15 protein-coding genes are annotated in these 14,847 nt (G+C 35.2%); 14 read left to right on the forward strand and 1 reads right to left on the reverse strand.

Features of this window, described 5'->3' with window-relative positions; genetic code table 11:
- Window positions 1-5 precede the first annotated feature (5 nt).
- Genes GQN54_RS06125 through GQN54_RS06135 form a run of 3 tightly spaced genes read left to right on the forward strand, consistent with a single transcriptional unit; the run spans window position 6 to window position 3,197 of the window.
- Complete coding sequence (locus tag GQN54_RS06125; protein WP_160632632.1) at window positions 6-1,484, forward strand: ferritin-like domain-containing protein; 1,479 nt, start codon at window positions 6-8, stop codon at window positions 1,482-1,484.
- Window positions 1,444-2,445 carry an MNIO family bufferin maturase gene (gene bufB, locus GQN54_RS06130; protein ID WP_317163948.1) on the forward strand — a complete coding sequence of 334 codons (1,002 nt, stop codon included), beginning with the start codon at window positions 1,444-1,446 and terminating at the stop codon, window positions 2,443-2,445. The genes GQN54_RS06125 and bufB overlap by 41 nt, the downstream gene beginning before the upstream one ends.
- Window positions 2,446-2,450: 5 nt before the next feature.
- The gene (locus GQN54_RS06135; RefSeq protein ID WP_160632633.1) at window positions 2,451-3,197 is read left to right on the forward strand and encodes an HvfC/BufC N-terminal domain-containing protein; all 747 of its coding nucleotides are present in this window, start codon (window positions 2,451-2,453) and stop codon (window positions 3,195-3,197) included.
- A gap of 16 nt (window positions 3,198-3,213) precedes the next feature.
- On the opposite strand, the gene GQN54_RS06140 is transcribed toward GQN54_RS06135, so the two are convergent.
- Window positions 3,214-4,230 carry a helix-turn-helix transcriptional regulator gene (locus GQN54_RS06140; RefSeq protein ID WP_160632634.1) on the reverse strand — a complete coding sequence of 339 codons (1,017 nt, stop codon included), beginning with the start codon at window positions 4,228-4,230 and terminating at the stop codon, window positions 3,214-3,216.
- A gap of 82 nt (window positions 4,231-4,312) precedes the next feature.
- Here GQN54_RS06140 and GQN54_RS06145 point away from each other — a divergent pair, with 82 nt between their 5' ends.
- The 11 genes from GQN54_RS06145 to GQN54_RS06190 all read left to right on the forward strand — a co-directional run bounded on the left by GQN54_RS06145 (window position 4,313) and on the right by GQN54_RS06190 (window position 14,838).
- Window positions 4,313-5,716, forward strand: a complete 1,404-nt coding sequence (locus GQN54_RS06145) for an RtcB family protein (protein WP_160632635.1) — start codon at window positions 4,313-4,315, stop codon at window positions 5,714-5,716.
- A gap of 212 nt (window positions 5,717-5,928) precedes the next feature.
- Window positions 5,929-6,492 (forward strand): RNA polymerase sigma factor, encoded by a 564-nt coding sequence (locus GQN54_RS06150; RefSeq protein ID WP_160632636.1) that lies wholly within the window; start codon window positions 5,929-5,931, stop codon window positions 6,490-6,492.
- Window positions 6,479-7,108, forward strand: coding sequence for a hypothetical protein (locus tag GQN54_RS06155; RefSeq protein WP_160632637.1), 630 nt, complete (start codon window positions 6,479-6,481; stop codon window positions 7,106-7,108). The genes GQN54_RS06150 and GQN54_RS06155 overlap by 14 nt, the downstream gene beginning before the upstream one ends.
- A gap of 20 nt (window positions 7,109-7,128) precedes the next feature.
- A complete protein-coding gene (locus GQN54_RS06160) occupies window positions 7,129-8,082 on the forward strand; it encodes a hypothetical protein (protein WP_160632638.1) in 954 nt (317 codons plus the stop codon).
- Window positions 8,083-8,112: 30 nt separating this feature from the next.
- Window positions 8,113-9,093, forward strand: coding sequence for an oxidoreductase family protein (locus GQN54_RS06165; protein ID WP_317163949.1), 981 nt, complete (start codon window positions 8,113-8,115; stop codon window positions 9,091-9,093).
- A gap of 132 nt (window positions 9,094-9,225) precedes the next feature.
- Complete coding sequence (locus GQN54_RS06170; protein ID WP_235932982.1) at window positions 9,226-11,679, forward strand: outer membrane beta-barrel family protein; 2,454 nt, start codon at window positions 9,226-9,228, stop codon at window positions 11,677-11,679.
- Between the two features lie 80 nt (window positions 11,680-11,759).
- Window positions 11,760-12,530: a hypothetical protein gene (locus GQN54_RS06175; protein WP_160632639.1), complete on the forward strand. Its 771-nt coding sequence runs from the start codon at window positions 11,760-11,762 to the stop codon at window positions 12,528-12,530.
- Between the two features lie 55 nt (window positions 12,531-12,585).
- A complete protein-coding gene (locus GQN54_RS06180) occupies window positions 12,586-12,855 on the forward strand; it encodes a hypothetical protein (RefSeq protein WP_160632640.1) in 270 nt (89 codons plus the stop codon).
- 30 nt (window positions 12,856-12,885) lie between these two features.
- Window positions 12,886-13,011, forward strand: a complete 126-nt coding sequence (locus tag GQN54_RS15510) for a hypothetical protein (RefSeq protein ID WP_262885858.1) — start codon at window positions 12,886-12,888, stop codon at window positions 13,009-13,011.
- A 112-nt stretch (window positions 13,012-13,123) separates the two neighbouring features.
- Window positions 13,124-14,056, forward strand: a complete 933-nt coding sequence (locus GQN54_RS06185) for a hypothetical protein (protein WP_160632641.1) — start codon at window positions 13,124-13,126, stop codon at window positions 14,054-14,056.
- Window positions 14,057-14,067: 11 nt separating this feature from the next.
- Window positions 14,068-14,838, forward strand: coding sequence for a glycoside hydrolase family 25 protein (locus tag GQN54_RS06190; protein WP_160632642.1), 771 nt, complete (start codon window positions 14,068-14,070; stop codon window positions 14,836-14,838).
- Window positions 14,839-14,847: the final 9 nt, after the last annotated feature.

Genomic DNA, 14,847 nt, shown 5'->3' on the forward strand with positions numbered 1-14,847 from the left:
TAAAAATGAAAAAATCTACACCCATAGGTCAATCATGGACTAAGGAGAACTTAACTAAAGCATTAAATACAGCTGTTGCTGTAGAGTTATTTACAATTCCTGTATACTTAAGTGCTGCATCTTCAATAAAAATGGAAAATCGAGCAGATAAAGTTATTCCGGCTACTGTTCATTCAAGCACTTCAGACAGCGGAACAGTCACAGAATTGTTTTCCGCTTATGATGTTATCATGTCTGTAGCAGTACAAGAAATGTATCATTTGACTTTGGCTTGTAATATTGCAAATGCATTAGGAGTTAGGCCTTCTGTAACTGCTCCCGATTTAAATAATCCTCCGAGTTGTTTGAATGGAATTATTGGAAAACCGGTAAAAGGTAATTTAAGCACGCTCATTGATACAATGCTAGCAATTGAAGCTCCTGACCCCAATTACCACTACGATGAAAATCCAAGCAATCCAGTTTCTCCAAACGGACCTAAACTATACCAAGAAGAATACGATTCAATTGGTGACTTATATCACGCTTTAGCCTATGGAGTGGAAGCTTTATGGGATGAATTGTATTCCGCCGATAATGATGCCTATCAAAAACTTAATTTTCAAGGAAAATATGGAGAAGTAAAGCAATCGATTCAAACGCTAGAGGATGCATTGAATGCTATGGCTTGTATCGTGGAAGAAGGAGAAGGTAATGGAGCCGAAGGTTTTATGCCTGGAGCATATGTTCCTGAACCTGGCCAAGAATATCAAGAGTTGGATGAAATTAGTCATTGGGAACGATTTAATGATATAAAAACTTACCTAAAAACCAATACTATTCCTCAGTATCAAGAAACAAATAGTGAAGTAATCAATGTAGCTCAAGGTAAACTAACAGAGGCATATTCTAAGGTAATTAATCAGATGAATGCTGATTTTTCGTCCCCAAACACTAGTTTAAATTTGAGAGGAATGTCTGAAACCGGCACATTAGCCACATCGGTTTGGCAAGGTGGAGAGGCCCCTCAGTGGAATTATACTAGCAAACCAACTCCTTGGCCACCTATACCTGCAGATGCGCACGTTTGTCAAGGTTTGAATATGTGTGCAGGAAAAGGGTTTAATAATTCAGGAACTGGTCCAGGTGATGGAGACTGTGCCACTGTAGAACAAGCATGCAGTACGTCTAATCAATGTAAAGGTCTGGGTGGTTGCGGATATGCTCCTGCAGGTCAAACTCCAACTCCCGGCTTAAATGATTGTTCAGGTCAAGGTGGATGTCAATCTCCGATTTCTCCCTGCCAGGTCTATTCTAAGGGAACAAAAACTTATGGAGGAAAGCATGTTTGGGAGGTAGCCAGAACTTTGTTTGAAGAAAAAGTCAAAAAAGCAGGTAAGACCGTAAAACCCAACAATGGTAAAGTAATGCCACGAAGGTATTCTCCTGCTTTAAATCCTACAAGTGGCGACCAAGGGAATACTTGTCCATTGCCTACCAAATAATATCATTGATGAAGTGAACAGCGATGCAGAAGTTTCTGCATCGCATTTTTTGTTTGAAATGGAAAAAGAAAAAGCGTTCCCTTACCTAGGATTTGGTCTAGGACTTAGAAGTAAGCACTTTCAGTATATACTCAATAATAAGCCAGAGATTGATTGGTTTGAAATTATCTCTGAGAACTTTATTGATTCTAAAGGTTTTCCAAGATATGTGATACATCAAATTGCTGAACGCTATCCTGTTGTGATGCATGGGGTTTCAATGTCTATCGGAAGTACTGATCCAATTAATTTTGACTATTTAAAGAAGTTGAAAGTCATGGAAAAGGAAATCAATGCACAATGGATTTCCGATCATTTATGTTGGACGGGAGTATTGGGAAAAAACACTCACGACTTATTGCCGTTGCCTTTGAATGAAGAAACTTTGAAACATGTTGTTGAGCGCATCAAAGTGGTAAGTGATTTCTTAGAGCGCCCATTGGTTTTGGAAAATCCAAGTTCTTATCTTCAATTTAAGTCTGATACATTGACTGAATGGGATTTTATCCGAGAGATGGCCAATCAATCCGATTGTCGATTATTATTGGATTTAAACAACGTTTATGTGTCCTCTTTCAATCATCAGTTTGATCCGTTTGAATACGTAAAAGCATTGCCATTGGAAAAAGTGGTGCAGTTTCACTTAGCTGGGCATTTAAATAAAGGTACTCATATCATCGATACACACGACAATCATGTGGTTCAAGCCGTTTGGGAGCTATACCAAAAGACAATCCAATTAACAGGGCCAGTTTCTACTTTGTTGGAATGGGATTCCAATATCCCTGAGTTTCCTGAATTGAAAAAGGAAGTGTTAAAAGCGAAAGCGATTTTTGAAAATGGAAAACTTCCTGAAGAAGTACTGATTTCAAATAACACAGAAACAGTCTCCAATGCATTGTCAACCACACCAGCTATTTAGGAATAATGAGTGATTTAAAACAAATTCAAGAATGGATGGTGGGAGTGATTACTCATCCAAAAGGCGCTGTAATTGGTGCAGAAGAAACTTCCATCAACGACCAACATTGGAACATTCAATCTGTTGTTTCTCCATCGGATACATTGACGAGTGAACAGCGAATAGGAATTTATCACAACGGATATTTTGCTCGGCTAATCGAATGTTTTAAAGTAGAATATCGTGGGTTATTGAATGCATTGGGTGAAAAACTATTCCAACACTTTGCATGGAATTTCTTATTGGAACATCCATCCACAAGCTATACTTTAAATGATTTAGGTAAACTATTTCCCTCTTTTTTGGAATCGACTTTATTGGAAAATGAAAGCGCTCCAGAATCATGGCAGTTGTTTATTCTAGACGTGGCCAAATTTGAACGAACGTTTACTGAAGTATATAACGGGGAAGGACATGAAACTTTATTAGATACCAAATCAAGCAATCAACTTCAAACCTCTCCTGCAATCGTGATGTTAGATTTGAAATTTCCGGTTGCAGAATGTATTGGTCATTTCCGAGAAGATAATTTCACCTCATTTCCAGAACCGATGATTAGTCATTATGTCTTTACTCGTCAGAATTATATGGTAAAAGTATACCGTTTGGAAGATTCGGAGTATCAAATCTTGTTAGATTGGAAAAGTGGAGTGTTGGATTCTTGCCCCGATACGTTTCGTCAGAAATGGAAGGCGATTGGAGTAGGGTATTAATAAATGTTTCCAATATTTAATCTTGGTAATTTCTAAGAGCTTTCCTATAATGACTTCTCAATTTTCGTTTTAGGGAAGTTGGTGAAATGATTTTAATGTGCTTTCCAAAACCCAACAGCAAGCGCTCAAGTTCTAAATTGTGATGGACTTTCATCCTAAAAATAGAGCTGCCATCTTCATGAGTCCCCAATAACTCTTGACTTTTGTGAAACGGCTTAGTAATAACATATGGAGCATTTTCTCTTCCAATCTGAAATACGATTGTTTCTGGTGGTTGATTTTTTAAAACCGTCACACCAATGGTATCTTTATAAAATTCATCTGAATCAAAATCGATTACTTGATAATCTACTTTAGTATTGTATTCGATATCCACAATTCTATCTAGTGCCAAAGTTTGAATATTGTCTACTTTGTCACCAATAATTCCAAGAATGAACCACCTATTGTTGTACTCTTTTAATAAGTATGGGGATAAATTAATATTAGAAATTTCTCTTGCTTTAAAGGATTGATAGCTTAGTGAAAGTACAAGTTTTTTTTGAATAGCCTGGTATAAAGTATCTAAAAAATGAAATCCTTTTAAGTGTTCATTTCTATCAAAATGTATAATTGGAGATTGGTGAAGAATTTCTGTATTTACCTTTTCTTCCAAACGTTTAATGACATCTTGAAGGTCACTAAATAGAGAAAAGCCTTTGAATTGATTCAACATGGAAACTGTTTCAGAAAGTACATTTAGATCATTTTTAGTTAATGGTACTTTACTAATCGAATAATCAGGATCTTCATATCTGTAATACTTTTTTTCATATACTTTAATGGGTGCATTATAGCCTAATTTATCGCTTCTCATCAATTGAATATCAGATTGAATTGTACGTTTACTTATAGTTACATCTTTTCCTTCTAAGTCATATAGCGCATCCGAACAAGCTTCAATTAAATCATTTAATGTCCACTTTTTAAATGAATTCTGTAAACATTTATCAATGGTTTGAAATCGGATTAGAGCTTTTTTGTTGATAGGCATGGCATAAAATTATAATTATTTTTTTACTGCGCAAAAAGATTGCGTAGATGGTTCTCAGCTTTGCCTTGTAAATAATAAACAAATGGAAGAAAAAAGAAAAGTAAACGGAAATGATTTGATTAAATGGGGCTTTGTACCTGATAAATGGTTTGTTGAAGCATTAGACTTCATCAATTCAAATGAGTTAACTCAAAATGAAATATTAGACTATTTAAAACAATTTAAACTACCGCCTGCACTTCCAATATTTGAAACAGCAAAACAATACAATTTAAATATTAGGGCAGAGAGTGAATTGGAAGAAGAGAACATTGCTAAAGTGAAAGAAACGATGGATGTGGTGATGCGAACACCTACTATTGTTTCAGGTACGGTGATGCCTGATGCTTGTCCTGCAGGACCTGTAGGAACAATTCCTGTCGGAGGCGTAGTTGTAACAAGGAATGCAATTCATCCAGGAATGCACAGCGCAGATATTTGTTGCTCAGTGATGTTGACTGACTTCGGAATGGCAGATCCTAAGACAGTGTTAGATGCAGCACATCAATCTACACATTTTGGACCAGGAGGAAGAGAAAGAGACGATCAGTATTACTTTAGACCGGAATTGTTAGAAGCATTTGAAAGCAATCATTTTTTGAATGAGCAAAGGTCTATTCAAGTTGCTAGAAAACATTTAGGTACTCAAGGAGATGGAAATCACTTTTTATTTGTAGGAAAGTCTAAGAAAACAGGAAATACAATGTTAGTTACACATCATGGTTCTAGAGGTGTAGGAGCAAACTTGTATACGAAAGGAATGAAAGTAGCCAATAAGTTTAGAAACAAATTGTCACCAGAAACGCCGAAACAGAATGCTTGGATTCCTTTTGATACGGATGAAGGACAAAGCTATTGGGAGGCATTGCAAATTATTAGAATGTGGACGAAAGAAAACCACAGCGTAATTCATAATGCTACAGCTGAAAAAATAGGACAAGCTGTATTAGATCGATATTGGAATGAGCACAATTTTGTTTTTAAAGATGAAGATTTATTCTATCATGCAAAAGGTGCTACTCCATTAGATCAGAAATTTATGCCAGACGTTACAGGGCCTAGATTGATTCCATTAAACATGGCTGAGCCAATTTTGATTGTAAGAGGAAAAACGACAGCAAACAATTTGGGATTTGCACCTCATGGAGCTGGAAGGAATAGTAGTAGAACTCAGCATAAAAAGTCAAAATCTGATAGAACTGTTGAAGATATTTTTATTGAAGAAACGAAAGGATTAGATATTCGTTTCTACTCCAATGAAATTGATATCTCTGAGTTGCCATCTGCCTATAAAAATGCGGCGAGTGTTCGTGCACAAATGAGTGAGTTTGGTTTAGGTGAAGTTTTGGATGAAGTAATTCCATATGGATGTATAATGGCAGGAGACTGGCAAAAAAATGCTCCGTGGAAAGGGCGAAGAGTAAAAAAGTCTAGAAACAAAGAGTAAATAATTAGCAGGCCCCGAGCGAATAATCTGGTTCGCTCGGGTAAGTAGAGGCTAAATTGTAGATTCAATTCTAACTAAGTTCTTATTTTTAAAGGATGTGATTATTGCAATCACTTAATTGTAAAAGCTTTACTGTATTTTTCATTATTATTAATCACCCCCAGACAACCAATTTAGAACTTCCTAGGTTATACATTCGAAAGCCAATCCAATTGAAAGAATTGATCTTAAACGAAGAAATACTAATTAAACATTGCATCGATAATAATCGACATGCGCAAGAAACCTTGTATAGCAATTATTACAAGGAATTGTACATCATTTCGATGCGCTATTTAAGTGATCATCACGAAGCTGAAGATGCTATCATTCTAACATTTACAAAGGTTTTCAATAATCTAAAATCTTTTTCCTACCAAGGCAAAGGAAGTCTGGGTAAGTGGATTCGGACAATAGTAATTAATGAATCAATTAGACTGTTGAATAAACGGAGTCAATTTGATTTTGAGAATGAATTGCACACCATTGAAATTCAAAACAACTCACCAAATAGTGTGGAGCAGATGCAAGCTTCGGACATCTTAAAAATGATTGAACAATTACCTACAGGGTATAGAACCATTTTTAGTTTGTATGTGATTGAAGGGTATTCTCACAAGGAAATTGCAACACTTTTAAAAATTAGTGAAAACACTTCAAAAACTCAATTGAAGAAAGCTAGAACTAGTTTAATGAATAGTATAAATAACGAAAATAGATCCTATGGAACCATCTGATTTTGATGATATAATAAAAGGTAAGTTCGGGCAAGACAATGATTTGTATTCCAATGAAATCGAACACTCTAAACCTTACGTTTGGACTGCAATTCAGCAAAACTTAATTGCAGATAAAGCTCCAATTAGATGGCATCATTTGGCGGTAGCGGTAATTCTATTGTTTATCTGTACTTCCTTTGTTATCTATCTTATTCAGCATCAACATCATAAAGAAATGAATCAGCTTGCCAAAAGCATGAATGTAATGAACTCAAACTATTTAGCTCAGTCTAAGCAATTGCAACAAAAAGAAGAACAATTGAAGTGCCTTGAGGTTGATATTCAGTCATTAAAGCAAGATGATAAATTCAAGTCGAAGAAAGATTTGATCGTATCTAAACCGCATTATGTGTATCTAACAGATACTATTTATGTGAAGCAAATTAAATACATAACACAAATCGAAAATAGAGATACATTGGGTGTTTCATTGGCTAATAATGATACAATTATTGACAAAGAGTCGATAAAGCCGCACCAAATGATTTATCCAGTTTATAAAACGAGTAAATCAACAAAAGTGGAATCAGAGAATCTGAAAGTGAAGATTAACTCATTTGCTTCTAACCAATAATAACCCTTAAAAACAAAACGATGAAAAAGACTTGGATTTACTTAGTAGCTGTATTATTTCCATTTATTGGGATTTGTCAGCAAATACCAGATTCTGTAACTGTATTTATTGATAATAGAATAGAAGTAGTGATTGAGTTGGATGATTACATCAAACTAAAAGAAAATAATGATGCAGCGACTATTGTTAAGAAATTTCAAGCTCAATTACCTAAAATTATAAACGAGCTTCAACTCGATAAATCTGAAATAGTAACATATATAAATGATAGTCTTTTAACTATAGAAGATGGGGAGCAAAGAAAGGTCTTTTTAAATACTGAATCTTCCCTAATTAATACCGGGGTAAGAGATAAGGCTATTCTTAGATACAAAGGTTTAGAGATAACCATTTCAACTAATGATTTAGAGATAATTTTAGATATTGATATGGCGAAATGCGTACAAATGGTTGTTGATTCTTTACCAGAAAAATCACGACTTTCAAGATCATTGTTTTTTCAAATCATTGATAGCAAAGTTATTGAAATAGACGGTCAGAATAGAAAAAATTCATATAATGATGTGCTTGCACTTCAAATGGGTACTGGTATTAGTTTGCTAAAAAACACTAGTTTAGTTGATCTCACTTTTTCTATGGATTTTATATTCTATAAAAAAGGTAAAATTTCTCACAATGGCTATGTTTCTACGAATCTGATGTATGATTTTGTAAATAATAGAGAGATGAATATCAATACGTTTTTGAATATCGGTTATCGTTCATATTATTTCAATAAAGAAGATGAAGAGCATTTTGTTGGATTAGAATTTGGTTATTTAGTTTCTCGTCAAGGTGATTTATTTGATAAGAATACTTTTCGATTTGGACTTAGTAAATCTATCAATAGTCATTTTACATTTTCATCACAATTATATATGGAAGACAATTTTAAGCGTTTTTATCCGGGTGTGCGATTAGATATAAAATTCTAAATTCAATAACTATTGCTGTAAATTTGCCATGTGACTAATCATTCAACTCTAAACAGACTTCTTTCTCGACTGAATTATCCACCAGTAGTTAAAACCGAAACCATTCAAACGCTTTGGAGTGGATATGGGAAAATTTTAAGACTGCAATTTGATGAAAGTTCTCCAAAGTCTATCATTGCTAAATTGATCAATTTACACGAAGCAAACAGTCATCCGAGAGGATGGAACACTGATCGATCGCATCTACGGAAAGTAAAATCGTATGAAGTAGAAATGGAGTGGTATAAAAACTGGGCTTATCGATGTGATGCATCATGCAGAATCCCAAAATGCTATGCCTCTCAATCTACAGATGATCAACACTTGATTATTCTAGAAGACTTGGATGCTTCAGGCTATCCATTTCGAAAGTCCAATTTAAACGTTGAGGAAGCGAAAGTGGTTTTGAAATGGTTGGCCAATTTCCATGCACTTTTTCTGAATGATTCTCCTACAGGATTGTGGGAAGAAGGAACGTATTGGCACCTAGCCACTCGACCTGATGAGTTTGATGCTATGGCAGACAGTCCTTTAAAACAGAAAGCTTTTCAAATCGATGAAATCCTTAGAAATTGCACCTATAAAACCATCGTACATGGAGATGCTAAGGTGGCTAACTTTTGTTTTTCTAAAGATATGAAGCAAGTCGCAGCTGTGGACTTTCAGTATGTCGGTGGCGGTTGTGGAATGAAAGACGTGGTGTACTTTTTAGGCAGTTGTTTATCTGAAAAGGAATGTGAAAGGCTCGAAGAACAATTACTGGATTACTATTTTCAAGTGTTGAAGTCTAAATTAATGCAATCTGATAAAGTGATTGATATAGGAGGACTAGAGAAAGAATGGAGAATCCTATTTCCAATCGCCTGGGCGGATTTTACTCGTTTTTTATTGGGTTGGATGCCAACACATCAAAAACTGAATGGATATAGTGAGCGGATGGTGGAGAAGGCTTTTTCTCAAATATTCTCTTAACTTACATAAAACCCTTCTATTTCTTATTTCAACTTTTTTACTCACCACATTAAACCTTTTCAATTTTTGAGGTCTAAAGAACCGAACAACTTGAACCTATTGAATAAATAGAGAGTAAGAATTTCTATTTCTATGATTGAATCGCATTTGATGTACAGCAGAAATCTGGGTTCCTTTGCACTCCAAAACTATTTGAAGATTATGAATTTCCCTTTTAAACAATTGCTTTCATTTATTGCCCTTTTCATTTTAGCCATTTTTGCAAACGCACAAGGTCCTTCAAAAACCATCATATCAGGTAAAGTGATTGCAGAAGGAAGCAATCAAGCGGTTATGTTTGCTACAGTCATGGTTGGAAATACAATCACAAAAAAGACTATTGATGGTACAACAACTTCTGAAGATGGGACTTTCAAACTATCAACTGCGCTTCCTGATAGCTTTTACTTGCAAATTAGTTTTATTGGATTTAAAACCAAAACCATCGAAAACCTAAACATATCGAATGGTAGAGTAAACGTCGGAACCATCCAATTGGAACAGACAGCTAACGAGTTGGATGAAGTGAAAGTAGTAGCTGAAAGGTCTCAAACGGAGTTTAAATTAGATAAACGAGTCTTTAACGTAGGGCAAGATTTGAGTAGTACAGGTGCTAGTGCTGTTGATGTTTTGAATAATGTGCCTTCTGTTGATGTCAATATTGAAGGTCAGATAAGTTTAAGAGGTAGTCAAGGGGTTCAAATTTTAATCAATGGCAAACCAAGTATTTTAGCAAGTGATGAAAGTAATGCTTTAGGGACTATTACTGCTGATATGATAGAGAAAATCGAAGTAATTACCAATCCATCTGCTAAGTATGATGCAGAGGGGACTTCCGGAATCATTAATATCGTGTTAAAGAAAGAGGAAAAGAAAGGGATGAATGGATCCATTTCAGTTAATACTGGAATTCCTGATAATCACAGTGTCGGTATAAGTTTAAATCGTAGAACAGAGAAATTCAACTTATTTACTCAATTAGGTGCAGGATATCGCTCAATGCCAAGAGATAATGAGGATGTTAATCTAAATTACTTGAACAATTCCTTGATTGAAAGTGAAGGTACTGACTATCGCAATGAAATGTTTTATAACATCACTTTGGGTACTGATTACCATATAAATGATAAGAATGTAATAACGTTATCAGGAAATTTCGCCTACGAGGTAGAAGATCAACCCTCCCTTACCAATTTTAGTAGCTATGAAAATGGTTTATTGGTTTCTCAATGGTATAGAGACGAAAAAACAGAAGCAACTAACCCTAAATGGCAATATGAATTACAGTACCAAAGGGAGTTTAAAGACAATAAAGAACATACGTTACTTTTTAGTGCATTGGGTAGTTTTTTCGGTAAAGATCAATCTTCTGAATTTGAAAATGTAACCACTTTTGGTGATGCCGTAGATCCTTTCCAACGAACTGAAACAGCTTTTAGTGAAGCCAATTATACTTTTAAAGCCGATTATTCTAAACCCATTAACGACGAATTCAGTTTTGAAACAGGTGCACAATATGTCATTACCGATGTAAGCAATGATTATGCGGTATTTGATTTTGTTGACAATGGATTCATTCCCGATTCCTCATTAACCAATCTCTTCAATTACAATCAAAAGGTATTGGGAGTATATGGAACTGCGTCCTACGAAAAGGATAAGTGGGGAGTAAAAGCAGGGCTAAGAGCTGAAAATACGGATTTATCAACGTTATTGACCAACACCAATGAATCCAATAGTCAGGATTATACAAATCTTTTTCCCACCTTGCATGTATCCTATAAATTGACTGAAACTTTGTCTTTACAAGCAGGGTATTCCAAGCGAATTTATCGTCCACGTTTGTGGGATTTAAATCCATTCTTTAACATCAGAAACAATTTCAGTATCCGTACAGGTAACCCAAACTTACAACCAGAGTTTACTGATTCTTATGAAGTCACCAGCATTTTTATACAAGAAAAGTATTCCTTAAATTTTGGAGTGTTTCATCGAAGAACGACAGAAGTTATTGAGCGAATATCAACATTTCAAGACAATGTGAATATTGTAACACCAATGAATGTTGGAACCAACCAATCTACTGGTTTAGAATTAAATGCAAAGTACAATTTAAGTAAAAAAGTAACTTTACAAGGAGATGCCAACTACAACTTTTTTAAAAGAATTGGAGATTTCGAAGGCACTTCTTTTGACTTTAACGGAGATCAATTCAATTCGAAATTAACCACCAAATTTAAGTTGAAATACAACATTGACTTTGAGGTAACAGGAAACTATCGTTCTCAATATAAAACCGTTCAAAGTGTAGTTTCACAAAATGTGTTTATGGACTTAGGAATACGTAAGAAAATTATCAATGGGAAAGCAGTTATTAGCGCAAGTGTTCGCGATGTATTCGCATCTCGTTTTCAAGAAAGTGTAGTCAATCAAGAGGATTTTTACATCTATAGTTACGGTTTAAGAGGGCGATTTATCACCTTAGGTTTCAGCTATGGTTTTGGAAAAGGTGAAGCTATGGAATACTCAGGGAGCAGAAGAAGGTAATTAACTTTCTAAAAACTATTCGTTTTTTAATGATAGGGAAAGCTGAATATTCCAACTATATTTGAGGCTTTACATTTTAAATGGAATCACTTATCCTTGTTTGTTTTTATGCATTTTTGGCCATTTGGGTGGTTTCTTTATGCAATAACTTGATCTATTTCATTACCACAAAAAGTGATGAGTTTGATAGTGCCTTTTTCAATAAAACAAGGAGTTTTTCTGAAGCTTTAGACGACTTACATTACTTAGAAAAAGGGCTGAATAAGCAGTTTAATTCAGCTAGAAACAAGATTCACTTTTACAAGAGAAATGCAGAGCTAACTCGAAGAAGATACAGCTATTATGCAGATAAAATAGAAGACGGTTTTATTCGGCTGTATCTAAGTCAATATTTGACAAAGAAAGAAGTTTTTTCGAAGCTAGACCGACCTGTTAGGTGGCATTTCAATCTGGTTTTTGTATTTGTAGGTATCATTATCGGAGCATTAATACTTTATAGTGGTTACCTCGTATTCTTCGATTTTAATCCTATTACAATTCTCATAAATAGCGTGATTGCTGCGTTTTGTGTTTATATCTACATGTATATTGTTTCTCTTAATATGCTATTTTTCTACTTCTTGGTTAATTTCATATTATATGTACTTCAAATTGATTGCAGTAAGCTTTACAAGAATTTGGGCATCATGAACTTTTTAACTAAGAATTGGAGTGGTTTCAATGGTGGTGGAATGGCAATAGGAGCAGGAGCAGTTGGAAGTTTTCACTCCTATGCCGGTGATGGTTTTGGAGGTTACGGAGGTTACGGAGGTGGTTCCTTTGGTGGTGGAGGAGCAGGTGGAAGCTGGTAGACAATGTGTTAATAATCTGTAAGACCTTCAGATTAAAGTTCCGTTTTTTTGGTGAATGTCTGCTTTAAACCAATACTTATTCAACCATACCATCACATTTCAAGTCTCAACGAAGGAAATCTATAAAAAGGACGTCCAAGAGTATGAACCCATTAAAATAGATGTTATGAAAAAGTTTGCAGTAATTATTGGGCTGATTAGTTTATCTACATTCGGATATGCGCAAGGTCAGCGACCAGATCGTCCACAACCACCATCAATAGAAGAACGTATCTCTATAGCCAAAACAGAGTTAAGTCTGACAGATGAGCAGGTAGTTCAATAGAAAGAAATTCACTCCAGGTACGAATCAGCAATGAAAGATCGCTTAGGTGGTGAAGCTGCTCGGGAAGAAATGACAGCTGAATTAAAAGCTACTTTAACTGAAGAGCAGTTAACCAAATTCAAAGAACAACCAAAAGGTAAACCCCAAAGACGGTAATAGAATTAGCCTGTTGATTATTGCTCAACAGGTTTTTTTGTTTAAGATTAAGTCAAAAAAATGAGAGTTTTCACTCATTTTGCGAAGGAATATAATTTTTTAGCTTTCCGCTATGAAAAGCCAACTCTTAACCAACCTCAAAAACAACACACTTTTTTACAGTTCAGCAACACTACTTATTGCAATAGTATTTGTAAATCCATTTACCACGGATATAGCCAATTACCTTGAAACACAAATCGATTCTATAACACTTAGTTTAGGAATTCTGTTGGAATTAAAAGCCGCAGCAAGTTCCACCAGTCCTAGTCACATTCCTTTGATTTCAGGAATATCAGCTAGCACATTGGACTCTTTATCCACAGCAATTCAATACCTCAGTTATTCAGATTTATTAGTAACAGTGCAGTTGGTACTGATCGCATTAACCAAGTCTATGTTGATTCCTGTAACATTGGTTGCTGCTTTACTGTGTAGTTTGATCCCCAAGTATAAATCGGTTTCCTTAAAAGTATTGGTGTTGTTATTATTGATTAATCCAGGTTTGCCAATGTACGTTAGCGGCATACAATACATTACTAAAGAAGCCAAACTAGACATCGGGAATGACTTATCGAAAGAGCTTCAAGAAACCCAAGCACATTACAAACAAAAGGAATTAGAGCACGCTGCCAAAGAGGAGGAACGCAAAAAAAGTCAATTGGAGGAAGCCGAAGCCCAAGGTGGAGATCATGTTTCAAAATTGAAAATATTCGAAGACAAAACTGCCGACGACCTTTCCAAGATTGGCTCTAAAATAGAGGAAGACGTTTCTGAAGCTTATTTGGTGCTAAAAACTGCTTGCAAAGCAATTACAGTTAAAACAATAAACTTGTTTACGGCGATTTTGATCCAGTTCATTTTGTTGCCATTTCTCTTCTTTTATGGATTATTTACCTTGTATCAAAAGTTTCTAACGGGAACAACTTCAGATGCATTTCTTGAGAAGATCGTTCTATTAGAAACCCTTTTCGTTACCATTATCAACCTATCTCATTTTTTTTAAAACTAAAAGTCATGAAAAACAGAAACACCTTGATTCATTCTATTGTAGTTATTGCAGCTATTTTACTTTCTTCTTGTAGTACTGGAGAAGCCCCTGTAAAAGAATTGGCACCATCTAAAGCTGAAACTAAAGAAATAGCAGCATTAGATTCAACACCAGTTGCAGTCAAACAAGCTTTAGGTATTGATGTTTCTCACTTTCAGGGAGCAGTAGATTGGGATGAAATCAAAGCTAATAACATCACTTTTGCGTATACTAAAGCCACCCAAGGCGCAACATATATAGATTCAAAATTTCACCAGAATTGGAGTGAAATGGCTGCAGCAAATATTGCTAGGGGAGCTTACCATTTTTATTCAACAGAGAGCGATGGTAATACTCAGGCTGAGCACTTTATAAACACCATAAAAGAAGTAAAAGCAGGGGAGATGCCTCCTGTGTTGGATTTAGAGCAAGGCAGTATAAAAGGGACTATCGCAATGAATCAGTTTCATCTGGAGGTATTGAGCTGGTTAACCATTGTTGAAGCTAAACTGGGTGTAAAACCCATTATTTATACCAATAATCCATTTGCAAATCAGTATTTAATCAACGAAAAATTTGCAGATTACTCCCTGTGGATTGCTGAATATGGTGTAGCAGAAGCCAAAACACCTTTAACTTGGAAAGACAAAGGATGGTCTATATGGCAAAGAACAGAAAGAGGTAATATAGAAGGAGAAATTGGGAACGTAGATCATGACATTACCAATGTAGCATTGCATACATTACAAATAAAATAACTCATATAT

Source organism: Acidiluteibacter ferrifornacis (assembly GCF_009909615.1).
Taxonomy (GTDB): domain Bacteria; phylum Bacteroidota; class Bacteroidia; order Flavobacteriales_E; family Vicingaceae; genus Acidiluteibacter; species Acidiluteibacter ferrifornacis.